This is a genomic window from Flavobacterium sp., assembly GCF_027533505.1.
Taxonomy (GTDB): domain Bacteria; phylum Bacteroidota; class Bacteroidia; order Flavobacteriales; family Flavobacteriaceae; genus Flavobacterium.
Genome location: NZ_JAPZUB010000038.1, coordinates 1 through 26,078 on the forward strand (window position 1 = coordinate 1; position 26,078 = coordinate 26,078).

Below are 26,078 nucleotides of genomic sequence, written 5' to 3' on the forward strand. Positions count from 1 at the left end.
TGGTATGCGCTAAAATCAATCATAAATGAAAGTCAAAGTCCGCTAAAGAAAACCGTGTTGTTAATAGCTACATCATTCTCCGCATGGTATGAATTTAAAAACATAATAAATTTACCGTATATTAATTAGACCATAGCCATTGGTATTTATATGCATCTAATGTAATGCTTTTAAAATGAATAATTTAAATTATTACTCAAAAAAATTCGCTTTTAAAAACAAGAAGGTAAAAGGATAAAAAAAATCCCGATAATGCACGTTATCGGGATCATGAATTTAATTGGTAATCAGTTCGAAGTTCATGCGGCTCGTTTTTACAATTTTCAAGGCTTTTGAATAATTCAGTAAAAACTGTACCGTTTCTTTTTTGGGCAGCCGTTTCGGAGTGGAAAAGGCTTTTTGAGAGTAAAGTTTCGCCATAGAGGTAAATTTGCGTGTTATTCCCATCTATAACGTTACCGTAGGTCAAATATTGTTAATTGGTTAAAATAATTTTATTTTTTTCAATTACTTTTCGCAAGTTCATCAACGCATAGCGCATTCTTCCCAGCGCGGTATTGATGCTCACCCCTGTAATTTCAGCAATTTCATTGAAACTCAGGTCTTGATAAATGCGCATCACCAAGACTTCTTTTTGGTCTGCGGGCAATTCCTGAATGATTCTTCTTAAATCCTCTTCAATGACCTGACTGATCATCAAACCTTCAATAGTTTTGGAATCGTCTTTTATCACTGAGAAGATTGAAAACTCCTCGGTATCGCGTACCAAAGGCATTTTCTTGTTTTTTCGAAAATGGTCCACAATAAGGTTGTGTGCAATGCGCATCACCCAAGGCAAAAACTTCCCCTCTTCGTTGTAGGCATTCGATTTCAACGTTTTAATGACCTTAATAAAGGTATCTTGAAAGATGTCGTCTGCTACATCCCGATCGGGTAACTTGGAATAGATAAATCCATAAATTTTGGATTGATGCCGGTTAATTAATATTGCCAAAGCATTTTCATTGCCTGCAATATACTGCTGTACTAAGACAGAATCGGTGAGATGAGTTGTAGCCATAGCGAACCCTTTTTAGTGATTTTTTTGTTTCTGTTGTCAATCTAAAAAGTAGTTTTTTACGCTATAGGCAAAAGAATTTAGTGTTAAGTAATAGCCAAATTTACTATAATATTTTTTTAATATGCAAGTTTCTTTCGATAAATTAACATATTGAACCCAAAAATCCCAAAATAAAGCGGCAGAAACCACGTTACTTTGGGATTTATTTTTTATGAAATTCGCTGCTATTGTTGGGTGACAACCACTTTTTGGGTACGCTTCTGCCCTTCGGCATAAACGGTTACCAAATAGAGTCCGGGAGCTAGCGCTTGAATGGGAATGCGATCGGTAGCAGTGTACGCTGTTAATACCTCTTGTCCCATCATATCATGAATAGCCACTTTGTCAATGGGCAAAGACGCTTGTATGCGCAATTCTTGAGACGCTGGATTCAATACTTGAAACGATAATGCGTCGGGACTTGACAATTCTAAGGCGCAATTACTTCCCACCACATACGAGAAATAACGGGTCACCGAAAGGCCCCCAGCATACGCGAACTTTACCGCGTAGTTTATCGTTGCTCCTGGGGTTTGCCCTGTTAATGTATACGTAAATGTTTGCCCCGTGGTATTGGTCATTTGAAACTCGGCAAATGGACTTTGACGCCACAACAAGGCCACCAAGCCAACGCGACCTGTATCCAACAGTTCAAAAGTGATACGAACATCGGTTCCAAAGGTTTCAAACAAATAATTGTATCCTGTGGTAAACGTCCCTTGTTGTGCTTCATTACTGCTCCCCGCGCAACCCTGAACGGGCACGGTGGAGGCATTTACTTGCTGCGGATTATTGGCGGCTTGATTTCCACTGGCATCCGAAGCCGTAATCGTGAAAGTATACGGCGTATTGGGGGTAAGGTTAGCTATCGTCACCGAACGTTGTTGCCCCGACGTACCAAATACCGTTTGAGGCGTTCCACCCGGATAGGTAATTGTGTAGGAAACTGTACCCGAATTATCGGTGGCATTCAATAACAATTGGATGGTTGAACTCGTCACAGCCCCCACAGATGCCGTAAAATTGAGCGGTGCTATGGTATCCGGGACCGTATTTTGGTAAACACGAACATAGTCAATAATCATTGAGGTTTGTGTATAATTGGCGGGAATACTGCCTGCAAATCCACCCATAGCAATGTTTAACAGCAGGTATTGTTCGGCGTTGAACGGCCAAGTACTTGCATTTTTAATTGCTGGATTATAGGTATAATACGCCACGCCATCTAACAAAAATGTAATTTGATTGGGCGACCAATTCATGGAATACACATGGTAGTTTTGGGCGATATCGGAGGCTTGAATGCCGCCTTTGTTGATGGTATTTCCAAAAGAGGAGGGCGTATGAATCGCGGCACCGATGTAATTTAGCGGTTGATTGGGGAAAATTCCATGCTCCATGATATCAATTTCGCCACAGGCCGGCCAATTGGTATTGCCATACACGGCATCAAAAAATCCGCCGTCTTCATTGATATTGCGTCCCAACAACCACAGGGCTGGCCATGTTCCTTGTGCATTGGGTGCTTTGGCACGAATGTCCACACGCCCGTAGGTGAAGGCAAATTTTGAATTGAGTCGTGCTGAAGTAAATAATTTCGTCACGTTTTGATCGGTAAAGGTTTCCCGTTTGGCCACGATGTGTAAATTGCCATTGGAGACAAACGAATTATCCAGTCGGTTGGTGTAGTGTTGCACCTCGCCATTGTACCAATTTCCGCCGGGGGGAATTTGAGTTTGATGGTGCCATTTGGTACTGTTCACGGCTCCGTTGGTATCAAACTCATCCGACCAGACCAAATCATTATAAATAACATCCAGTTGGGCGTAACCCGTTTGAAACAAAGCCAAAAGGCTCCATAGTAGCAGAGAATTTAATTTTCTTTTCATAGCCTTTTTGATATTTTGGGGTGAAGTTAAAATTTCAATTGTTCCTGGGAATCCCAAAGTCCCCAATAAGCGCCCACATCGCCTTCCGCCCCTACTTTCCACGATTCATCAAAGGAGGAAAAGTAATACATTGGAATTTGTGCCTCACGAGCCCAGTGTTGTGCTTCAATAAAATAACGCATGGCATTTTCTTCGGAAGCCACAGCACCTCGTAACGCACCGCCCGCACTCGGCCAGCCGGTTTCGGTTATGATCACGGGTTTCCCCTTCCCCGCCGCTTTGGCTCCATAATACATACTTTGCATGTGTGAAAGGGCGTATTCAATGGGACAGCCCTCCCAGTAGGGATAGCAATTGGCCAATACCACATCGCACACTTCCGTGAGGGCGGGTCGATGCGAAAATTCGTAATACGCATCAACATATCCCACAGGAATTGAGGGGGGCAGGGCTTCGCGTACCCTAAGAATGTAGGCGATTAACTGTTCTTCGGTAAGGTCATTGCGATACAAGACCTCATTTCCCACTGCGGCAATGGTCACACAACCTTCTTGCGCCAAAGTAATCAAGGAAGCAATCTCGCGTTCATTTTTTTCCAAATCGGGTCCCAACCATGCGCCTACTAGAGTTTGCATTCCATTTTGGTGGGCGATGCGTGGAATATGTTCGTTGCCTTCAATCGTTGAAAACGAGCGAATTGCTTTGACATAGGGTTTTAATAGTTGAATACGTCGGTTAACTTGTTCGGCATCAATGGAGTCTCCGGGACGTTGTCCTTCGGCATAAAGACTGAAGCAGATGCCGTAAATACCTTGCTGAAGTGTTTCTCTCCAAAACGATTTTAACTCCCTTTGAGCTACTTCAGCAAATTTGATATCAAGGGATTTATACTCTTGAATAGCATGTATTGCATTCCATTCGCTGTTGAATTCGTTTAACGAAAAATGATGTCCTTCTCTAAATGACATAATAACTTTATTAGAATTTTACTTTCTCATTTTTGTCCCAAATCCCCCAAGCGGTTCCCACTTCACCTTCTTGTTCTACTTTCCACATTTCATCAAAAGAAGAAAAGTGAAATACGTCGATATGGTGTTGGTTTGCCCATTTTTGAGAGGCTAAGAAATATTTCATGGCGTTCATTTCTGAGGGAATTGCTTCACTAACGGTCTCTCCTTTACTGGGCCACCCCGTTTCAGCGATAATGATTTTCTTTCCTTGTGCCACCTTTTGCGTCATTTCTAGCATATTTTCTAGATAGGAAACGGCATAATCATTATTGGCGCCCTCCCAAAAAGGGTAAAAATTAACGAGCAATACATCACAACTCGAAATTAAATGTGGTCGATCTAAAAATTGGTAATATGCATCAACGCAACCCACAGGAATATCGGGTAAGGCCTCTTTAACGCGTTTGATATAAGCCATTAGCTCTTGTTCTGAAATTTCGTCTCGGTGCAACACCTCGTTTCCAACGGCTGCAATGTCAACCAAACCTGATTTTCCGAGTTTGATTAGTGTTTCAATTTCAATTTCGTTTCGTTCTTTGTTGTTACTAATCCAGGCGCCAACCATTGTTTTCAACCCTTTCTGTTGGGCTATTTGGGGAATTAATTCGTTGCCCTCCGAACACGAAAAAGACCGCACCCAATGGGTATAGGGAGCAATAATGTCGATGCGTCGTTGAATTTGATCTTCGGTTAGAATATCACCGGCTTTTTGATTTTCGAGATAGGGACTGAAACACAATCCGTGCAATCCATAATGTAACGTATCCGCAAAAAGTGCTCTTAATTCGGTTTCGCTTTTACGGTTCAATTCCTGATCCACTTTGGTATTGATGGAACCACTTTTGAGCAATGACACCAATTTTCCTGAAAGATAAGCTGAAGAATAATTTTTAGGTTTTTCTTTTCGTTGATCTAACACCGCTCGCACTTCTCTGGATTTGGCTTCATCGATATCGTAATCTTTCATGACCCAAATGGCGACTGAAGTCCCTAAAATAGGAATCCCCACAAAGAAAATGCGCAACCAAAACATGGTTTCATCGGTTTGCGTCGCTGCGTTGGATTGAAAAGCCACCAAAGAGAGAATTAAGCCACTCAACAATCCCGCCACGGCGGTGCCAAATTTTACCATCCACCAGTAAATCGCGCCCAAAGTTCCTTCCCTTCTTTTGCCTGTATTGAGTTCGTCAATATCAATCACGTCGGAGGTCATGGACATCATTAAGGTAAATAAACTCCCTATTCCGAAGGAGAAAAAAGGTAAGGCAAACAGAAAAAGGTAGGGTTTACCGGGCACAAACAACAAGTACAGTAAAATGTATCCGATGACTGAAATTCCCTGAGAAACCAAAAAAGCTTTCTTTTTACCCATTTTCTTGGACATCAAAGCCACAATAGGAATCACCACTAAGGTCGTAATCAGGGCTCCCACACAACCGAATAAGGTAGGCCATAAACCAAACCCATTTTCATTGCCTTTAAACAGGTAATATTTAATAATGAAGTATGAAAATCCGGCTGTCGTCTGGAAAGCATTAAAAATTAAAAACGTGGCAATACAAATTTTCCGAAAGGGTTTGATTTCAATCGATGCCTTTAATCCCTCTTTTATTTCGCCAAAACTTCCGAGTATACCCTTAAAATCGATGGGGCTGTACTTTTCATTTAGCGTGGATTTACTGGGAATAAAAAGAGCGGGAATGGCTGCTAAAATAGCACAACCAATAGCTACATAAACAGCCAATGTTCGTACCGCAACATCACTTGAGGGAAATAAGGTTTTATCGGCCATGATTACCCAAAACCAAGGCGCTACCACCCATGCCAATTGACCTATAAGCTGGGACGTGGCCATAATATTGGTCCGTTCATGAAAATCGTCGCTCATTTCATAGCCCATGGCAACATACGGGATACTAAAAATGGTCAATCCCGAGTAAAAAATCAATGAAACAATCAAAAAGTACCAAAAATTATAGGTGACTCCGTTTTCGGCATACAATTGCCACATGAGCGCAAAGGAAATTCCTAAAATAATGGCGCCGGCCAAAACATATTGCCGTCTTCGACCCCATTTCGATTTTGTATTATCGCTTACATAGCCCATTATCAAATCAAACAACGCATCGTAAAACTTTGGGATAAAATACGTTAAACCCAGTAGCAATCCGCTAAATCCAATATTTTCAATCAACACAACGGTGAAAATTCCAATCATGGCGGGAAACATTTGATTTGCAAGCATACCTAATCCGAAGGCGATTTTTTGCCCTAGGGGTACCTTCCCAGATGGTGTTGAATTTATAGTTGACATAATGCTTTTGTTTATAAGTTAGTGTCTTAGTTTGGTTTGATTACTATGGTTTGTAGTGCTTCTTTATCAATTGAAATCATTGTTTTTTGATGATTCAATTCAATAGAAATTGTTTGTTTGTTTGCGGTTGGATTAAAAATGGCCACCGCTATCGATCCATCTGGATTTTGAACAGCGGTACTCATCAATTCGTGTGGGGATTGGCTGCAACCAATACGTACACTTCCTGGACGCATGAATTTGCTAAAATGCGCCATGACATAATACAGTGGCGTTTTGTATACCTCATCGGTTTGAGGATCGGCAATAATAGGTGCTACACACCAGTTTTTGAACCAATTGGGACCTCCTTGGCGATCGAGTATCATGTTCCAATCAATCCAACCGTCGACCCAATTGTTTAAACATCCAATGATATCGGTGGCATAACGATGCACGGGAGCATACTTAGGATGCAAATGTTTTTCTTGCGGTGAAGCCCAATCCCAACCCCTATCGGTGGCTTCTTTTTTCCAATACCAAGCATCATCTTTCCAATGTGGGACTTCTGAATCAACACAGCCCTCGGTTTCAATCAAATATTTGGAAGGTGCTTTTTGATGGGCATATTGCAATGCTTTGGGGAAATAATCATAGGTACTTTCATACCAATGGATTGCAGTTCCTGCAAAATACTTTGCGGTAGCTTCATTGCGAAACATGGCATCTACCCATTCGGGTAATCCGGCTCGGTTTTGATCGTATCCTAAAATATTGACCTTACCCCAACCCTCTTGCTCCAAATGGGGTCCGAGGTAGTGTTGTACAAATTGCGTCATTTCTTCGGGCGAAAACAAGGTACTTTCCCAGTTATTTCCGTTGCCATGCGGCTCATTTATAACTGTTACGCCCCAAATAGGAATTCCTTCAGCTTGGTAAGCGGTAAGATATTTTGAAAAATACAAGGCAAAAGCCGGTTGATATTCGGGTAATAATTTGCCCCCTACATAACTTTTATTGTCTTTCATCCACGGGGGACAGGTCCAAGGCGAAGCGATGATTTTAAATCCATCCTTAGTTATCGCTTGGGCTGCTTTAATCATGGGAATCAAATCGGCGCGATCGGGTTGAATGGTAAATTGTTTCAAATCGACATCGCCTTCTACCGGAGCGTAGGTATAATTCTGCCGCGAAAAATCACAGGAAGCCATATGGGTTCGCGTCAATGAATAGTGTGCCCCTTCCGCACTAAAATACGCTTCCAATACCATTTTTTGGTTGGCCGGACTTAACCCGTGAAGGACCGATGCAGCCGCTTCGGTAAACGATCCGCCAAATCCCGTAATGGTTTGAAAACGTTCTTCGGGATGAAGAACAATGGTAATCGGTGTTGAAGGGATAGGTTCAAATGTGTTTACGAGTGTCAAAGCATTTCCTTGCGCCGACGTTTCATAAACCGTACACGCTAATTTTTGACTTCCCGCACAACTGAGTAATGTAGCCATAAAACAGTACATGGAAAAAATTAAACAACGGTGATATGTAGGACAAAAAGACTTCATTTAGCGTTGCATTTCAGGAATTTGAGGAAGTTTTACCTCTTGCATAAGGGTTGAAAGATTCCCTTGGTAGGTTTTAGTAATCGAACGGCCATTGCGTTGTAATCCATTGAACACTCCTTGATCAACCAAAGGCCAGAGCGCATACTTTGCCTGCCCTTCTAAGGTGAACAAGCCAAAATGATTTTCGGATCCCCCAGGGTTTTGGGCATCTTTCCAATGTTCATCGAAAGCCTCGAAGTAAAAACAAGCAATCTTTTCGCGGGTCGTCCATTCGCGAATCGCTTGGTAATACTTCCCCGATTTATATTCATCCGTGGCACGCGACCCCGAAGCGCCGTACTGTTCGTTGGAGTATGTTGCCCAACCCGTTTCGCCAATATGCACGGGTTTTTGCGCTCCCGTGGATTGCATATACCGCACTACGGCTTGGTATTGTGCTTGGGCGTAGCGTACCGACTTGTACATCAGTGAGTCGACTTGTGTTGGTAAGGACAATGTTTGTTCTTTGTCGGTCACACCCCAAAAAACAGGATTGTAATGGGTATCGTGCATGGGATAGGTGTGCAACGAAATGTAATCTACGGCATGAATTAAAGCGTTCAAATCGGCGTTGTGATATACGCTGTCCCCGCCACCCCACGAGGCAAAATTATCGGAAGACGTAATCCATAACGAAGCGGGAAGTTTCCCCTCTTTTTTAAGCGATTGCAAATAATTGACCCATTTCAAAATGATCTTAGGGGTAACATAATACGCTGAGGCCCAATGCACCATCGCTTCATTCCCTACCGCAATAATTTTTACAATTTCGGGATAGGCCTGCGTTAGTCGCACCGCCTCCGCAATTTCAACCGCATTACGTTCACTCTCTTCCTGATGAATCGGCGGAGCAGTTGTCCAAGCATTTTTACAATCGATCCAAGCGCCCAACATCACATACATTTCAAAACGGGGTTGCTCTTTCTGGAGTTCCCGAATCGCTTGTAAGAGGTGTTCTGCTTCGGCATAATGCACATTGTACGTACGCAAGATTTTGATTTTCATGGCGGCCAATATTTGCAAATCCTCTTTGATTTCGGCGACTGTTGGCACTTGATCACGCGTGGTTGTGCGATACCCACCGTAACAAAGTGCGGGATAGTCTGGATTTCCTAATAGTTCAGCTGCAGTCATAGCAATACGTTTATTTTCAATAGGTTTTGAGGCACACGAGAGCAAACAAAGCAATCCCAAAAAACCACTTATTCGTTTCATTCCTGTACTTGATTGGGGGCAATAGGAACGGTTATTTTTTGAATCGCCCCTGTTCGTAAAAAGACTTTTGCAGAAAGGTCCTGTGGCAAACTTGTTCCTTCAATCCATTGCTGCGATTGATCGGAAAAAGTGACGCACACTTGTGACGCAGTACTCAATTGATAGACAACAGGAACTTGTGCATAGGTAAATACCAAACTATGTTCGGGAAGGTCTACGGTGTAAGGCTCGCCCGTAACATCGACTAATGTTACCGTTCGTTCTTTGGCCACAAACGCTTTTCGCGACAACAAACTTGGGTTAAAATGCAATTGCCCGTTTTCTATTTGCAATCCGAATTCGATGTTTCGCGACAGAATATCTTCTTTCACCTGACCCGTCATTCCGGGTTGTTGAGCGCCACGATGGTATGGGGTATGCGAATAGGGATCGGTGGGAAATGCCCCATACACAGTGGGTGATTTGTGCACCCCAATTCCTGTGTTAAGAGCATGAAAATGGTCTGCTAAACGGTCAACTCGTGTTTGTGACTCGTTTTGAGTTTTGGCTTTTTCATAAATTTCAGCAACCGCTAGCACCAACTTTGAAACCATATGCCAATAAATGGATCCCAAACCTTCGTAGCCATAAAATGTCCCCGACCGTCCTGTAAATGCTTTATGTACAAATACTTTTTCGAAAAGTTGTAAAACTACAGGTGCTTCTTGGGCCAATACATCAGCATATTCCGTTTGTGATTCAAGTTGCTTGAGCATTGCAGTCACATCGTTGGCATTATGAAAGTTACCATTAAAGTGATAGTTCCCGTGCAGGTCTTTGTTGATTAAACGAGCATCGTTGCGCGCTACCATATTTTGTAACAATGGAGAAGCCAAAACGTCCTCGGCGGGAATATTGTTTTTCTCTAAAAATTTCGGTAATGCCTTGTTAGGATAAAGCACATAGCTATCCTGATCGGGACGGTAAAGCGCACTTTTTCGCAAGGCATCGAGTGTGGTCACCACTTGTTCTGATGACAAAAAGCCCGAACTTAAAGCGGCTACTTGTCCCTCCAACATTTCTGGAAGGTAATCAAGGGTGATTCCATTGGGAGTATATTCCATCAAATTATAGGCATGATACAATTGGTCTTGACGTTGATTGGCTTGGATAGAATGTTCTAAATACTGCAAAGCAAGTGCAACAAATCGCTTTAAGCCCGCCATGGAATGGGTTCGTTTCTTGCCCCAAAATCCGCTTTCATAAATTTGCGTGCGGTATTCAGAAGCGGCTTTTCCTAAACAATCGACCATTTCTTTGCGCTGGGCGTCACTAATTGGTTGTTGTAACCAATGCGTTCGTTGCTCCAAACATTCCCGTAACGTATGATAAAACTCGACCATTTCGCCCGAGATTTTAATGGTGTCTTGGGGTGTTTTTTCTAATACCTCTTGGAAAAAAGAGAGAAAACGACGCATGTAATATAGGGTGACCATAGAAACCCCGTTTCCGACTAGAGCGTTGTTGGCATCATTCCATTCCGGACGTTGCGTATTCATCCAAATCCCCCCTTCGGGAATAAAATTGGCCATTTTAGCTAATACGGTAGCCAGAATTTTTTCTATGAAGGTAACCCGATAGATCGCATCTTGCTTGTCGGTTAGCAGTGCCCCATCGGCACCGATTTTGGCTTTACGATGGTGTATTTCTTTTTCCCAGTCCCAATCGAAAGTGATGGTGTCTTTGGGATTTTGTATAATTTCTTCATAGGGTTTAATACGATAGGGTACGGCTGCATAAACAAACTGTTCCTTATCAAACCATTCTTGCAAAGAATTGGGTTGGTACTTTTCTTTAAACTCTAAAAATTTAAGTAAATAGATGATTTGGTGGTCCCCCCAATAGCCAATATACGACCACGGATTATCGGGTTCGATGGTTTCCCAATCAAAACCTCCTTTGGTCACGCGATACGGATTGTACCCATCAAAGGTCGAGGAATTTAAGAATTTGGTAATCATTCCGTCGATAAAATCAGGAAAGGCATAGGCTAGCGACTCCCAATTTTGAAAAATATCGCGCCAGTTTCCTTCGTAATCCAAAATTTTGGATCCATCAATTTCATTACGTGTATTGATTGAAAACTTGTTCCAAGGACGACTGGGATCGCCGTGACGGCGGCTAAATTTCAAAGGTAGGTACTCAACCGCAAGTCGCGTAAGATCATCATCGCACAAAGAAGCTACTTTTCCACAAAGGTATTGATAGTCAAACTGTTCGGGCCAGCTTATGTAGAACGCTTTATGCTTGGCCGCTATCTCAGAATTGGCGTGATTAAGGTAGCTTAGAAAGTCAGCCTTATCCACTTGGTAGTTGTGGTCAAAGATTCCTCCTCGCATGATATTGAAGAGCACATTGGAAAAATGGCGGGCATCTTTGCGCACATCTGCCGTAAACTGTAATCCATCAGCGGTTGCATTGAGCGCAATTAATTTTTGAGTCCCCCATTGCGTATCTGCCATCACTTTGGCTTCCAAATCATCGGGAGACTTTAAGGCTTCGATGCGTTCAATCACTTGCGCTTGGTTGTAATTCACATCGGCAACAATATGCCATTGTAACGTTTCGCCTTTAACCAAATAGTTTTCACTAACGACGAAGTAGGCCCCTTTTTCGCCTTTGACATCGTACTCCGTTTCAATAGGCATTTTTTTACGAAAATGAGCCACTTGCTGCGACGAAACCAAGTATTTCGGATTCTTGAGTCCCAACGACCAAACCACATTGGCTTTTAAGGCTTCACTCGGTTCGGCTTTGTCTACTATGATCGCACTGAGTGCATAAATTCCTAATCCTACTTCGGCAATGAGTTCGTTGCGCTTGTAGGCATCGACCAAATTACTGGTCGCATTTTGTAAATCAGCGCTTACGCCATGAGGCATGATATTTTGAATTCCATCCAATACATGAATGACGTAATCCTGTTCGGCATGGTTGATTACTTCTGCAGTGCGCACAAACCCATAGATATCGCTGGTATGCCAACGGTAGCGAAAAGTGAGGTCAAAATCATGATGAATTTCTTCAAAAACGATACTATTTCCGTAGAAACTTTTGTAGAGGTTGCGCGTGAGGGTAAAGGATTCATTGAATCGTTCTGAGAAAGGTTCCCATAAAACGATTTTACCTTCGTGTTGAATTTGAAAAATAGTTTTGCTTCCTGTAGTATCGATGGATTCTGTTATTTTATCATCGGTATAGTATGGAAACAAGGCATACTCTGCATTTTTACGTCCCGCAGTGAGTCCGCCGTTACTGGAAATAAACAACCAATGGTTGGCATCACTTACCATACTCATGAAAAAAGGGCGCATGTGATCGACATTCGAAATTTTAAAAAACTGTTGATCGTACAGCGTTACGAGTTCCATATCGGCAGGACTATTTTGATTTTTTATATCTGCTTTAGAAGAAAAAGGGGCACTAAAATTCATGGTATTATTTTCAGTCTACAAATGGTTTTATTGGTATACACGAACGTAGTCGATGGTCATTTTTTGAGGGAACACCGTAGTATTGTTGTTTGGTAATCCTACATAATTTCCACCCACAGCGACGTTTAAAATCATAAAGAACGCTTGATCAAAAACCCAATCGCCGGGCACATCACTTTTGGCAATGCGTTTGTATAAAAAGCCATCAACGAAAAAGTCTATCTTTTGGGCATCCCATTCGGCAGCGAAAATGTGGTAACCGGTATCAAAGCGTCCGTTAAACAAGGTATAGCTTCCTGAAATGGCATTTCCTCCTGAATATCCTGGTCCGTGAATCGTTCCATTGATGGTGCTGGGCAATTGACCTCGTAACTCCATAATATCAATTTCCCCGCAATTGGGCCAACCAACGGTTTCAAAATTATCGCCCAACATCCAAAACGCTGGCCATAAACCTTGCCCGTAAGGCGTTTTCAATCGCGCCTCAAAGCGTCCGTATTGTTGTGCAAATTTGCCTTTGGTTTTGATTCGAGCCGAGGTGTATTGGGAACCGTTATAATTTTCCTTCAAAGCGGTAATGACTAAGTTCCCTTCCCCATCGGTGGATACGTTTTGTACCCGATTAGTATAAAATTGAAGTTCTTGGTTTCCCCAGCCATTAGCTCCTGTTCCGATATCATAGGTCCATTTGGTAGCATCGGGCGATTGACCTGAAGCGCCATCAAATTCATCACTCCATACCAATTGCCAATTACGACTTTCGATATTTTGTTTGGTATCTGTTTCGCAGCCCGTAAAAAAGCATCCCAGCGTGAGTAGGGCGACTGCTTTTGTACTATTTATAAGTGTTTTCATAGAGTTTACTAAAAATGATTAATTGTGGAAATAGACATTATCCACGTAAATAACCGAACCGTCGCCACCCTCTAAAATGATTTGAGCTAAGTTGGAACGGCTGGCCAAATTAGGCATGGCTGTGAAGGGTATTTCGATAGACATCCAATTTTGTGACACCAAGAACGGCGCAGTAAATGTGGTCGAATGACGGGTATCGTCTCCACCTCCAAACACGCCATTGGCTCCAAAATCTACTACGATAACTCGCAATTGACGCCCCGGTGCGATAGGACCAGGAATAAATGCATCCAAGTGGAAATGAGTCATTGCGGTAGCATTTACCGTTGGACTGCTAAACTCCATTCCTACAAAGTTGAAAATGCTATATCCTAAAACATTATCTCCATTCACCGTAAAATCACTTGAAACGGTAGTTTGCCAAGGTTGCCAATAACCGTTGTAGTAATTCACAGGGACATTGGTGTAGGCATCGCTAAAGATGGAAATGACGTTTATCGGATTCAAGGTTGGTGTTGGTGCATTGACATACGCTCCGGGACAATTGATGGTTAATGAACCTGTCGCGTTTTGAGTCCCTAATTTTGCTGTAATCACTGCTGTTCCTGCTCCTACGGTAGTTACTACTCCTGTATTGCTTACAGTGGCCACTGCCGTATTGGACGAGGTAAAATTCAAGTATGCTGGCGACATGGATACCGCTTGGTTGATGGCATTGGGCATATTGAAAACCGATCCAATTCCGGTGATAGGTGTATTTACGCCACTAAACGTCGTTACTGAAGCATTTTGTCCATTGGAAATTCGGGCTTGCGCATGAGCAATTGTACCTAAATTTTCAAACCGTACTTCATCAATCCAGAACGAGTATCCATTGCCATTCTCAGGACCTTCCGAAAAATAGAACATTCCTTTTTCCATTTTCAATTTAGAAGGATCAGGAATAGGAATGATGTACTTTTTCCATACCGTAGACAAACTCAATCCATTGATGGCCGCTTGGAATTTGTTTTCACCCAAATCAATGCCAAAACCCACAACATCGAGGGTAGCCGCTACCGAACTTTTGGCATAGAAGGTGAGTGCATTGTAGGACGATAAGTCACGACCTACCGTTGTAAAGAATGCACCCCCGGCATAGGACCCTGAAGGATCATTTACATTAGGAACATCGACACGCATCGAAGCTTCTGTGTTGTTGTAGGTAACGTCATTATCCACTTGAAAAGCGGTCAAGACGGAACCTCCGAAAGCAGCGTAATTTAATCCCCCACTGAAGGTATCAATAAATACATCAGGGTTGGAAGAATACTTGGCTTCTTTGAAATCATTAGGGTCGTTTTCACACCCTACCACAAAACCCGCTATCAAACAGCCGGTTAGGGTCTTTGTAATTGCATTCATAAATCTCGTTTTCATAGGGTATTTTTTTAATTTATGATATTAATGTGAATATAGGTTCGAATTTCCCATTCTTGTCCATTGTCAAAACCAATCGCATTTGGATCGGGCACCCACTCCCCTGCTGGATTTTGAATTTGTGTTGGATTATAACGGGGCGAATACTTATCTAAAGAACGCCATGTGCCGCGAATCCCAATTCGAGTTCCAGGAAGAATAAACCAATCTGGTTTTCCGATGGTAGTGGACAAATCAGCCATCAACTGTAAGGGGAACGTTAAGTTGAAGTCACGGTGGTAGTCATACGGACCCCAATCGTTGATTTTGATCGCAGAATTTAATTTTACATTTTTATAAATGGCTCGCAAATCCATTCCCATACGGGTAATTTTTCGAGCATCACTACCGTTAGCTTGGGCATCACCGGCATATAGGGTTGCAATAACTCCAAAATCTTTATTCAATTTTGATACAATACGGGTATTGACTTCCCACAAATCGGCAGCAGGTGCAGCGCCATCAAAAGCAAACAAAGTTCTTCCATTGCCCAATATACCAATAGCCGCATCTTGTGAGGTAGGTAAATGACGGTATACAAAACCAGCACTAACCGAGAATTTTGAATCTTCTGTACGATCGTTATCCCATTCGTACATCCAAGTTCCTGGCGTTTGGTCGAAGGTGAATAAAATTTCGGCTGCCGTTTGTTCACGGTTGGAACGAACTACAAAGGGATCGTCCAAAATATTTCGTGGACGTCCTGGTGCAGGTACATCGGTAGTCATTGGTCCTTCTAAAGGTTTTTGCCATAAAAAGTTAGGTGCAATTTGAAGCTTTCCGATAGTATAAGTGAAACCGGTTAAAACATTATACTGGTTACCACTTCCACTATCTTTCAAACGCCATCCGGTAAAGGTTTGCGTTAAATCGGCTCCTCCATTGGCTACTAAGCCCATGGCTGCTCCTTGTCCGTACCAATTGAAACGACCGCCGGTATAGGTTAGTTTCATTTTTCCTCCCCAGTTGTCTTTGGATTCAACTTGAGTCAAAAATACTTGTGGTCCCGTTTCTGAATCACGGGTTACTTGATAATCGCGACCATTCAAGGGTTGACCTGCCCAAATACCGCCTAAATCGACTGCTAATTTCCCAAACTTACGATTAACGTGAAGCGTAAGACGACGCGTTTTCGGTTGAGGAACGGCAAAGGAACTCACAATGGCACCTTGTTGTTCTAGGTCTTCATGAAAAATGGTTGTAAAATCGGTGTTTGCAATTTTACGACTGTATTTTACCAAGATAGCAGGGTTGGCGCCCCACCACAACTGAGGTCCGAAAGCTACTTTCAAACCGTTGAGCATTTTCTTACCCTCTACTTCAAAACCGAAGGGTGCAATTCCGTTATAAATATCCATCTGTGGACCATAATTCGCCTCTGGGTACAATCCGAAGAAATCGCCCTCATACCCCCAATGGTAATGTCCGGTTCGGTAAAATCCGGTTAAGTTAAAATATTTGCTATTCCAATTGTAGCTTGCGCGATACACTTGAACACGGTTGTTGTCTTGCAATTGAACAGGCCCGTTGGGTCCGTTAACAATAACTGGACGTCCGCGATTTTCATAAAAGATTTGATCGATGGGGTTTTGTGCCACATTTCCTAAAACGTTAAATTCGATATTGGCACTTGAATTGGCCGATGGATTTCCTCCAATCCCTACAAAATACGATTCCATATTATCAAACCCTTGTTGGTTTGGGAAATCGTTAAAATTGGGGGTCGGACTCTCGGGTGTGGTAATTAAAGAACCGCCCGTATTGAAGGTAGTGAACTCGGCGGACAAACGCGTCACGCGAATTTTACTTCCTTGTGATGCTTCGGCAGCGGCTTTATCGCTGCGTGCACGTAAGGCTGCATCCATGATTTGGGTTTTATCCAAAACACTTTGCAATTGCGCGGGATTGGCTCCGGGAGCATACGGATCAAATTGATGAATATCTTTCAAAAGGTAGTAGGCTGTTCTTGGATATAGTTGGTAAAACCCATTTTCATCGGGAGCGCCTTTAGCACAAATCCCAAACCACTCTTCATTCATGTTGTTTTCGCCTTCGGTAAAATCCTTTTGGTACCCACCGTTGGACCAAGAAGCATTGGTATCGTGAACGTCTAAATTTTTAGTTTGACCATATTTCCACCAACCGTCACTAAACTGAAAGGTAAACCCTCCAATACAGTTTCCAGATTTACCCATGCCCGCTGCATTTTCATAAATCTCTTTCCAGTTTCCTTTCAAATAAAAGGCTTGAGCGTTGCCATCCTCTTTGTTGGTTTGTACGTTAAAAGCATCAGCTCCAAACTCGGTAAAAAGCACTGGTTTTCCGTATTCTTTTTTTACACGCTCAAACAAATCCCCAAACGATACACCGCGGTATACATTGGTCCCAAGAATATCCACATCCTTACATTCTTTGGCTATAATGTCGAGAAAAAGTAAGTCTCCATTACAAATGGCAATGGGTCGCGAACTGTCGATCGCTTTCATTTTTACCACTGCTTGGTTGAACAATTGGTACATGGACTTGGCACGTATAGTTGACTTGCGGTCTTGGATTGGAATATTCTCGGTTTCAGCACCGTCCCAAAACAAACCGTAGTTGTTTTCGTTTCCTAATAAGAAAAGTAACAATCCTTTGGTGTCTTTGTATTCGGCCACCATTTGAGTAACTTCTTGAAGTAAAAGGGCTTGCGTTTTGGGATCAGCATACTCTGAAATAGGTGTCCAAACCCCATCAATCGTTAACCCGTAACGTCCAAAAGAATGATTTAGCATTGTATAAATACCGTGGGTGGCATAGACATATTCAATCCATTTTTTGGGCATTCCTGTGTACACACGAATGGTATTTACCCCCATATTTTTTAACATGCCCATTTCATCGTCTAAGGCTTGACGAATAAATGAATCCGGTTGATTCCACAAACTGTAATTGTAATTGGTACCGATTGGAAAGTAATCCCAGTTCATTCCATTAATGATGAAATCTTTGCCGTTTACTTTCAAACGTACTTCTGCGTTCGTCTTGTCTAGCGTTACGCGCTCGGATTGCGAAAAACCGAACCAAGAACAGCCAAAAAAGAGTAGAATAATAATTTTTTTCATTGGTTATTAAGGATTAGATAATTTAAGAGTTGAAATTTGGTTGAATTAATAATTTCATAAAATTAAGTAGTGTCTTTAATTGAGAAAAGGAATTCACCTCAACAAAAAACATACAAAATGATTTTCAATTCATTTGCGCTAAAACCCATATATAACAAGGGCTTTAAGCGATTGTTTTTTAAATTTATATCCTGCTCATAACAGAAATAAAAAATTAATTTGTAGAGGTTTTGTATAGGGAATTTTAACGCTTTTTATCTTCATTAGATAGAGAGAATATACTCTACGAGGCCTTTTTCGTGCGGTAAATTCATTTTTTTACGCAAACGATATCGTTTAATCTCGATACTGCGCACAGAAATATTCAATAATGGAGCAATCTCTTTTGACGATAAGTTTAAGCGTAAATACGCACAGAGTCTTAAATCATTGGGCGTTAATGAGGGATGTGCCTCTTTGACTTTCTTCAAAAAGTCTTTATCGGCCGTATCAAAAGCTTCTTTAAACACTTTCCAGGTATTTTCCTCGCCAATGTTGCGATTAATGGTTGAAATCAACGACTTTATACTACGGCTGCTATTGGGCTCAACGGTTGTCTTCTTCAAGTCCTCTTTAATCAAGGCCAATAATTCGTCTTTTTTAAGTAAACTCATGGTAGAAACGGCCAGCTCTTTGCTTTTGGCATCTACATCTTGGGCCAATTGTTCATTGCGTAGTTTCATTAATTGCTGTTCATTCTCCAGCTCTTTGATTTCAAGCAGTCTATTGTTTTCTTCGATCAATTTTTCGCGTTGACGCATATAATAATTGCGGTACTGTTTATTGATATATCGGAACAGGAAAATGCCTGCGATGAGATAGAAAAACAGCGCCAAGTTTGTCGCATACCAAGGTTTAGCAATGGAAAAACGGTAAGTAGCTGTATTTTCAGAAAGGGAATTGGTAATGCGGGCACGTACTTTAAATACATAATCTCCTGGGGGAAGATTTCGAAAGTTAATGGCCGATTTGGTAGTCCATTCGCTCCAATCGTCTTGAAACCCTTCCAGTAAATATTGGTACTCTGTAAAGATGTACTTGTTGTATTGCGGTACTGTAAAGTTGAATGAGATATTGTTATCGTCGTGACTAAAATCGCCTTCCGCTTGTAGAGGGACATCTATTGACGATTGATTTTGTTTGCCTACACTAACATCGGTAAGTGCGATTTGATGGCTTTTTAAGCGCAAGGCATTATTGTCAAAGATGTAGTACCCATCGGTTGTACCGAGAAGATACTCGTTGGAGGAAATTTGTGAAATATTTTCAAAACCCAACATCGGATTAATCAAACGGGAGGGGATGGGTAAAATCGTTCGTTTGAGTTGGGCATTGATTTTATTGGAGGCAAAGCAATTGATGTAGTTTTTTGAAAACAACCAAAGTTTACCGGCAGCATCGACGGTAATCTTGCCCGAAGTGTATTCTTTATTTTGAAAGGCTTCACTCAAAACGACATCTTTGGCAAACGCTTTGGTTTGGGTATTCAACCGGAAAATCCCGTTTTTGTAGGCGTAATAAATTCTGTTATTGTAACGAAATAATCCTGCATTCTTACTCTTTGTTGGATTTGAATAGGTAAAGATATTCAATGTTTTGGTCAACGTAGGGTCAACTTGTAAGCGAAATAATCCTTTATATTCATGGCTCACGTAGATTTCTTTGGGGGCGTTGAATTCAAAAAACCGAGCTGAATAATTAAAATTTTGGATTCTATTTTTAAACTGCCATTGATTATTGACCTTTTCCAATACCGAAATTCCATAATAATTACCTTGTAGTAATTTGTTTTTTTGAAAAGGAACTACGGAAAATTTCCAAGTTCCGGATTGCGAAAAAATGAGTTTTGACGTCCCCTCTTGAATGGTAAACGTCCCCGAATCATGTCCGCAAAACAAGGTGTTATCGTGAATAAACAAAGACCAAACCTGCCCTTTGGTGCCACTAACAAATTGATATTTAATATTGCTATTTTGAGGTTTATAAAACAAACCCTGATTGGTCCCCAAATACAGATTTCCGTTAAATACAATCGCCGAATAAACGGTTCCAAGCGTACCGGTTTCATCAATATAACTACGTACCGGCGAGTTTAAATTGATGCAGTTGATGCCATTATCCAGTCCCACCCATAGATTATTACTCATGTCCTCAAACAAGGAAAGTACAGTATTGTTGCACAACCCTTTGGACTGCGTCAAATTAAAACGCACACTGCCTTGCGGCGATAAAATATAAACGCCATTGGAAATGGTTCCCACGGCAAAACTGCCGTCCTTTAATTGTTGACTACTGTAAATACTGGAATTAGCAATTTCTTTATCTGCTTCCGTATTGAATTTTGTAAACGAAGTGCCTTGCAAATTAAAAAAGCCATTAAACTGGGTATGCACTAAAAGACCTGTGTTTTGCGCATAGATATTGACAATTTTGTTATTTGCCAAAGTAGCGGCCGATGCAATTAACTTGCCTTTACCTTGGGCGATTTCATAGAGGTTGAAATCACTTGTTTGGTAGTAAATTGTATTTCCTGTAAGAAACGATTTTAGAATTTTGGCATTGGGTTTTAGTATTTGAAATGTTTCGCGTTGGGTATCGTAAATGTAAAGTTGATCTAGCGATTGAAAAACTACCCATTGATCATAACTGATAATATTCCAAAATTGCTCGTCATCAAGAATTTTGGACTTTATTTTTGTGGTGAGTGAGGTGTAGGTTAAATTTCCATTGGTGTTGCGCGTCCAATACCCAAAATCCATGTAGCAACCGGTGTAAATCCGCTTGCCAATCACTTTTACCGAACGCAAAATACTTTCGTTAGGCGATTTATATAAACGCCATGTTGAACCGTTATATTCCAGCAATCCTTCGTTATTGGCAAAATAAATAAAGTGATGCGCATCTTGAGCAATCATCCAATTTTGATTCCCTGCATTGTAAGTGGCATTGGTAAACTTAATAATCGGTGGATACTCTTGGGAAAATCCTAAAAACATCCCCAAAATTAACCCAATGAATACCCAATATTTTCTCCTACACATGTGTCTACTTTTTTAGATAAAAAAAACCTTGAAATTTTCAAATCAAGGTTTTTAAAATTAATAAATAAAGAGGTACAACGATTATTTTTTCAAGAATTTTCGAGAAGACTCTATTCCGTTAACAGTTGTTTTTACGATGTACATACCGGGTTGGAATCCAGTTACATCCAAAGAAATTGAATTTTCAAGTGCTGCCGATTGGAAAACAGTTTGTCCCATAATGTTTACGATAGTCACTTTTTCAATCCCATTAGCGGCTTGGATATTCAATACCGATTCAGCAGGATTTGGGAAAACTTTTACTTGTGTCGCTTCAAATTCAGCATTGTTCAATACTGTATTTTTGTGTAAATAAACATTGTCATAGTATACTGTTCCCAAATCAGAAGTAATTACAAACTGCACTAAGTCATTACGATTAGCACCATTAATTGGAGTAAAACTTGCCAAAGGCACATCGATTGAATACCAAGTACCTGGATTAGGGTTGGTCAATAAGTTCGCATTGGTCATTGACAATTCAATTGCATTGGCTTCACCAGCCCCGCCATTCCAATTGGAGAATTTTACATTAAAACTCTTATCTTGAGTCGCCGTTGGTGTCCAAAAATCAATGTGGAAATGAGTAAACGAAGAAGCATCAAAACGACCGCTCAAGAACGTTACACCTTCACATCCAAGACCCGTTACTTTATTCGTTGGGTTTCCTTGTATACTTACTAAAGAGGTAATTCCACCACACCAAGAGTTGTTGTAGGTGTTGTCTTCACCTGTATATCCCATTACTGCGACAGGTTGGTAGGCATCACTAAAAATAGAACGCACATCTGCTGCTGCACGGTTTGGAGGTGTTGGAGCTGCTGTCGTTGGCTCAGGATCAGGAGTGATCGCCGCTTCTTCAGCACGGATGTTATCTACGTGAAAAGCAAAGTTGGCTGGAGGATTAAACCCAGTGTTGGTTGCATTCCAGTTTCCGAAGAAAACAATTTTTTGGTATTCGCCATTAGCTACCCCGGTATTGTCCATTCCAGTAGTAAAGGAGAACGTTAGCGTTTGCCATTGTCCTGGGGTTGTATACGCTTGCGAAGTTGCTGATGCTGGTGCACCTACTTCTACTTTGGCCAAAAGATTAAAAGCTTGCGTGGAATATACATCCACTTGCATGGTTTTATTCGTCGTTAACTTTACACGTTTTGTGGTTAAAACAATTTCCGCTCCTTGCCATGGATTGCCCGAAGTTTGGTTGGTCAATTGGAAACCATTACCACGTGTTCCTCCCGATACCGGGTCAGCTACAACCGCAGCGCTAGCCAAACCTTCAAATCCAGCAAAGTTAAACGTTGAAGCATTCTCAAAATCTTGGATCAAGGGAAGCTGTGTGGGAACTTCTGTCAATTCAACATTGTCAATTCCAACGAAGCCCGTAGCGTTACCCATATCAAAAATGATACGACTCGTAGCACTTTCGAAACTAGCTACCAATGTTAAATTAAACGTTTGTGATGTAGGAGTTAAGTTTACAGTTTGTACCACACTTGTAAAAGGACTTTGATTCAAACCTATCCCCGCTACCAAAATACGATTGGTATTAGAAAAAGCATCAAACTTTAAGTTGTACGTTTTTCCTACTGGTCCCAAGGGTAATACGTAACTCAAATTTACATCCCATGGATTACCTGCAGCAGTCACATTGGCTGCATTGTAGCTATTTCCACCTTCAACGACTACGTTTAAGGCATTTCCAGACCATCCGGCTGAACCACTCTCAAAGTTACCATTGGTAATTAGATTTTGAGAAAACCCCAATTGTACCAGTAACAATGAAAAGAATACAGTAATTTTTTTCATAATTTTTTTCATTTAGTTGAATTGTAAATTTAGCAATAGCATGCTCCAAAAAAAATATCCCTCACTATATAAAAACTATACAAAAAAAAATGAAGCGAAAACGATTGAAAAAGCTGGTTTTTGCTTTAAATCAAGGGCTAACAACACCTAAGTTTTAATAATATAGAATTTGTGTTTGTATAGGTATTGTATAGTTAAAATCGCGATTTTTTGGGTATTAAAAATGAGCTATTAGAAAAGAAGAAATCTAAAATTATCCATTATCGCTAAAAACATCCTAAAAAAGAAATCAAAAGCAGTGGCGATTGAGCCAAAAAAATGGGGAATGCGTATCTTTGGAAAAAAAAGTAATGCTATCGGAAAAGTTAGTCGAATTAGAGCCCAAAAAACACATTCTAATCAAAGGGGCAAGTATTCACAATCTCAAACATCTTAACCTCGCCATTCCACGTAACCAACTGGTTGTCATCACAGGACTATCAGGTTCAGGAAAGTCATCCATTGCCTTTGACACCCTCTATGCGGAGGGACAACGACGCTATGTGGAGAGTTTATCTGCCTATGCGCGTCAGTTTTTGGGTCGCCTTGATAAACCCAAGGTAGAATACATCAAAGGAATCGCTCCAGCAATAGCTATTGAACAAAAAGTCAATACAACCAATGCGCGATCTACTGTTGGAACGTCTACTGAAATATACGACTATTTAAAACTGCTTTACGCTCGCATTGGAAAAACAATTTCGCCCATTTCGGGAAATGAAGTAAAAAAAGATACGGTCACTACGGTTATTGACCATGTGAAAACCTTAGCGCTCGAAAGTCGTTGGCTGTTGCTTGCTCCTATTCATTTGGAGGAAGGAAGAGCATTGGAAGACAAACTCAATGTTCTTTTACAACAAGGTTTTATTCGTATTATGGTCTACAATGAAATGCTACGACTGGATGAAGTTGACCTAAAATCGCTGCCCAAGGAAAACGTTCGATTAGTGATTGATCGCATTGTGGTCAAAGAGGAAGAAACCTTTTACAACCGACTTGCTGACGCGGTTCAGACGGCATTTTATGAAGGAAAAGGAACCTGCTACATCGCCTCGGTTGATCACGAAATCTGCACTGAATTTAATACCAACTTTGAACTTGACGGAATAACATTCCTTGAACCCAATATTCATTTGTTCAGCTTTAATAATCCGTATGGAGCCTGTCCGCGTTGTGAAGGCTATGGAAATATTATTGGAATCGATGAAGATCTTGTTATTCCAAATACGGCTTTATCGGTATTTGAAAATGCTATTTTTCCTTGGCGTGGTGAAAGTATGAGCTGGTATCGTGATCAATTGGTCAATAACGCCTACAAATTTGATTTCCCGATTCACAAACCGTATTTCCAACTGGAACCCGCCCAAAAAGAATTGGTATGGCAGGGTAATCGCTACTTCGTCGGGTTGCACGATTTTTTTAAGGAATTAGAGGAAAAAAACTATAAAATACAAAATCGGGTAATGTTATCCCGTTACCGCGGAAAAACGAAATGTCCGGTATGTAAGGGAAAACGCCTACGTTCTGAAACGCAATATGTGCAGGTCGGAGGGAAAACCCTTGGCGAACTCGTAGATATGCCTATTCGTTCGTTATTGCCTTTTTTTGAAACCTTACAATTGTCGCAACACGATGCACAAGTGGCCAAAAGACTCTTGTTGGAGATTCAAAACCGGTTACGTTTTTTAAAAAATGTAGGCTTGGATTACCTTACGTTAAACCGAAACTCGGCTTCACTTTCGGGCGGAGAATCGCAACGAATTAATTTGGCAACCTCGCTAGGAAGCAGTTTAGTAGGCTCGATGTATATTTTAGACGAACCCAGTATCGGTTTGCATCCCAAAGACACTGAATTGCTCATTGAAGTCTTAAAAAACCTTCGCGATTTGGGCAATACGGTCATTGTTGTAGAACATGACGAAGATATCATGCGGGAAGCCGATATGATAATCGATATTGGTCCCGAAGCGGGAAGTCTAGGGGGCGAATTGGTGGCACAAGGGACTTTTTCTGAAATTCTAAAAGCCAATTCGTTAACGGCTCAATATTTAAACGGTAAAATGGAAATTCCAGTGCCTAAAGTTCGAAGAAAATGGTCGGCGTACATCGATATACTAGGGGCACGTGAACACAACCTTCAAAACATAGATGTTCGATTCCCTTTGGAATGTCTTACGGTTATCACTGGGGTTTCGGGTAGTGGTAAAAGTACTTTGGTCAAACGAATTCTTTTCCCAGCCTTACAAAAAAAACTCGAAGGAATTGGTGAGAAAGCGGGTCAGTTTAGTGATATGCAAGGCCACTACCACCGCATTCATCACATAGAATATGTAGACCAAAATCCAATTGGACGGAGCTCTCGTTCAAATCCTGTCACCTACATCAAAGCATACGATGATATTCGGGATTTGTTTGCTAAGGAAAAACTATCCAAAATTCGCGGCTACCAACCCAAACATTTTTCGTTTAATGTCGATGGTGGGCGCTGTGAAACGTGTAAAGGAGACGGAACAATTAATGTAGAAATGGTATTTATGGCCGATGTGGAATTGCCCTGTGAAACGTGTGGAGGCAAACGTTTTAAGAAAGAAATCCTAGAAGTGCAATTTAACGACCATAATATTGGTGCTATCCTTAACTTAACTGTTGATGAGGCCATTGCCTTTTTCAAAAATCACCAACAAAATAAAATTGTACAGAAATTACAACCCCTACAAGATGTAGGTTTAGGATATGTACAATTGGGTCAGTCGTCATCTACGCTATCAGGTGGAGAAGCGCAACGCATAAAACTCGCCTCCTTCTTGGTGAAAGGCGCCACTAAAGAAAAAGCATTGTTTGTTTTTGACGAACCTACTACGGGGCTGCATTTTCACGACATTAAGAAATTATTAGCCTCGTTTGAAGCACTCATCGAAAAAGGCCATTCGATCATCGTCATTGAGCATAATTTGGATTTGATCAAATGTGCCGATTGGATTATTGATTTGGGGCCGGAAGGAGGCGAAAATGGGGGACAGTTGATGGCTATTGGAACCCCTGAGGAAGTTGCCAAAAACCCAAAATCGATTACAGGTATGTACTTAAAAACAAAACTATAATGAAAAAACCCCT

Annotated in this window: 14 protein-coding genes; 1 reads left to right on the forward strand and 13 read right to left on the reverse strand. The window is 41.3% G+C overall.

Features of this window, described 5'->3' with window-relative positions:
- Positions 1 to 276: 276 nt before the first annotated feature.
- From O9316_RS08995 to O9316_RS09055, 13 genes are all read right to left on the reverse strand, one after another.
- Positions 277 to 420: a hypothetical protein gene (locus tag O9316_RS08995; RefSeq protein ID WP_298205577.1), complete on the reverse strand. Its 144-nt coding sequence runs from the start codon at positions 418 to 420 to the stop codon at positions 277 to 279.
- A 55-nt stretch (positions 421 to 475) separates the two neighbouring features.
- Positions 476 to 1,060, reverse strand: coding sequence for a sigma-70 family RNA polymerase sigma factor (locus O9316_RS09000; RefSeq protein WP_298205576.1), 585 nt, complete (start codon positions 1,058 to 1,060; stop codon positions 476 to 478).
- A gap of 224 nt (positions 1,061 to 1,284) precedes the next feature.
- Entirely contained in the window at positions 1,285 to 2,988 is a 1,704-nt protein-coding gene (locus tag O9316_RS09005) for a family 16 glycosylhydrolase (RefSeq protein WP_298347117.1), read from the reverse strand.
- A 26-nt stretch (positions 2,989 to 3,014) separates the two neighbouring features.
- Positions 3,015 to 3,956, reverse strand: a complete 942-nt coding sequence (locus O9316_RS09010) for a glycosyl hydrolase family 17 protein (protein WP_298205574.1) — start codon at positions 3,954 to 3,956, stop codon at positions 3,015 to 3,017.
- A gap of 10 nt (positions 3,957 to 3,966) precedes the next feature.
- The gene (locus tag O9316_RS09015) at positions 3,967 to 6,312 is read right to left on the reverse strand and encodes an MFS transporter (RefSeq protein WP_298205573.1); all 2,346 of its coding nucleotides are present in this window, start codon (positions 6,310 to 6,312) and stop codon (positions 3,967 to 3,969) included.
- A gap of 26 nt (positions 6,313 to 6,338) precedes the next feature.
- Positions 6,339 to 7,796 carry a glycoside hydrolase family 30 protein gene (locus O9316_RS09020; protein WP_298347119.1) on the reverse strand — a complete coding sequence of 486 codons (1,458 nt, stop codon included), beginning with the start codon at positions 7,794 to 7,796 and terminating at the stop codon, positions 6,339 to 6,341.
- Between the two features lie 57 nt (positions 7,797 to 7,853).
- Complete coding sequence (locus O9316_RS09025) at positions 7,854 to 9,107, reverse strand: glycosyl hydrolase family 17 protein (RefSeq protein WP_298205571.1); 1,254 nt, start codon at positions 9,105 to 9,107, stop codon at positions 7,854 to 7,856.
- The gene (locus O9316_RS09030) at positions 9,104 to 12,580 is read right to left on the reverse strand and encodes a hypothetical protein (protein WP_298205570.1); all 3,477 of its coding nucleotides are present in this window, start codon (positions 12,578 to 12,580) and stop codon (positions 9,104 to 9,106) included. Before O9316_RS09030 ends, O9316_RS09025 begins: the two co-directional genes overlap by 4 nt.
- A gap of 27 nt (positions 12,581 to 12,607) precedes the next feature.
- Positions 12,608 to 13,435, reverse strand: a complete 828-nt coding sequence (locus tag O9316_RS09035) for a glycoside hydrolase family 16 protein (RefSeq protein WP_298205569.1) — start codon at positions 13,433 to 13,435, stop codon at positions 12,608 to 12,610.
- A gap of 18 nt (positions 13,436 to 13,453) precedes the next feature.
- Entirely contained in the window at positions 13,454 to 14,854 is a 1,401-nt protein-coding gene (locus tag O9316_RS09040; RefSeq protein ID WP_298205568.1) for a glycosyl hydrolase family 16, read from the reverse strand.
- An 11-nt stretch (positions 14,855 to 14,865) separates the two neighbouring features.
- Positions 14,866 to 17,997, reverse strand: coding sequence for a glycosidase (locus tag O9316_RS09045; protein WP_298205567.1), 3,132 nt, complete (start codon positions 17,995 to 17,997; stop codon positions 14,866 to 14,868).
- A 263-nt stretch (positions 17,998 to 18,260) separates the two neighbouring features.
- Positions 18,261 to 21,077: a triple tyrosine motif-containing protein gene (locus O9316_RS09050; RefSeq protein WP_298205566.1), complete on the reverse strand. Its 2,817-nt coding sequence runs from the start codon at positions 21,075 to 21,077 to the stop codon at positions 18,261 to 18,263.
- An 81-nt stretch (positions 21,078 to 21,158) separates the two neighbouring features.
- Positions 21,159 to 22,925 carry a carbohydrate binding domain-containing protein gene (locus O9316_RS09055; RefSeq protein WP_298204477.1) on the reverse strand — a complete coding sequence of 589 codons (1,767 nt, stop codon included), beginning with the start codon at positions 22,923 to 22,925 and terminating at the stop codon, positions 21,159 to 21,161.
- A gap of 350 nt (positions 22,926 to 23,275) precedes the next feature.
- On the opposite strand from O9316_RS09055, the gene uvrA reads away from it, so the two are divergent.
- The gene (gene uvrA / locus O9316_RS09060) at positions 23,276 to 26,065 is read left to right on the forward strand and encodes an excinuclease ABC subunit UvrA (RefSeq protein ID WP_298204496.1); all 2,790 of its coding nucleotides are present in this window, start codon (positions 23,276 to 23,278) and stop codon (positions 26,063 to 26,065) included.
- Positions 26,066 to 26,078: the final 13 nt, after the last annotated feature.

Coding starts and splice junctions, on each gene's coding strand:
- O9316_RS09035 (WP_298205569.1), bottom strand. CDS start 13,435: ATGAAAACACTTATAAATAGTACAAAAGCAGTCGCCCTACTCACGCTG.
- O9316_RS09020 (WP_298347119.1), bottom strand. CDS start 7,796: ATGGCTACATTACTCAGTTGTGCGGGAAGTCAAAAATTAGCGTGTACG.
- O9316_RS09010 (WP_298205574.1), bottom strand. CDS start 3,956: ATGTCATTTAGAGAAGGACATCATTTTTCGTTAAACGAATTCAACAGC.
- uvrA (WP_298204496.1), top strand. CDS start 23,276: ATGCTATCGGAAAAGTTAGTCGAATTAGAGCCCAAAAAACACATTCTA.
- O9316_RS09055 (WP_298204477.1), bottom strand. CDS start 22,925: ATGAAAAAAATTACTGTATTCTTTTCATTGTTACTGGTACAATTGGGG.
- O9316_RS09050 (WP_298205566.1), bottom strand. CDS start 21,077: ATGTGTAGGAGAAAATATTGGGTATTCATTGGGTTAATTTTGGGGATG.
- O9316_RS09000 (WP_298205576.1), bottom strand. CDS start 1,060: ATGGCTACAACTCATCTCACCGATTCTGTCTTAGTACAGCAGTATATT.
- O9316_RS09030 (WP_298205570.1), bottom strand. CDS start 12,580: ATGAATTTTAGTGCCCCTTTTTCTTCTAAAGCAGATATAAAAAATCAA.
- O9316_RS09045 (WP_298205567.1), bottom strand. CDS start 17,997: ATGAAAAAAATTATTATTCTACTCTTTTTTGGCTGTTCTTGGTTCGGT.
- O9316_RS09015 (WP_298205573.1), bottom strand. CDS start 6,312: ATGTCAACTATAAATTCAACACCATCTGGGAAGGTACCCCTAGGGCAA.
- O9316_RS09040 (WP_298205568.1), bottom strand. CDS start 14,854: ATGAAAACGAGATTTATGAATGCAATTACAAAGACCCTAACCGGCTGT.
- O9316_RS09025 (WP_298205571.1), bottom strand. CDS start 9,107: ATGAAACGAATAAGTGGTTTTTTGGGATTGCTTTGTTTGCTCTCGTGT.
- O9316_RS08995 (WP_298205577.1), bottom strand. CDS start 420: ATGGCGAAACTTTACTCTCAAAAAGCCTTTTCCACTCCGAAACGGCTG.
- O9316_RS09005 (WP_298347117.1), bottom strand. CDS start 2,988: ATGAAAAGAAAATTAAATTCTCTGCTACTATGGAGCCTTTTGGCTTTG.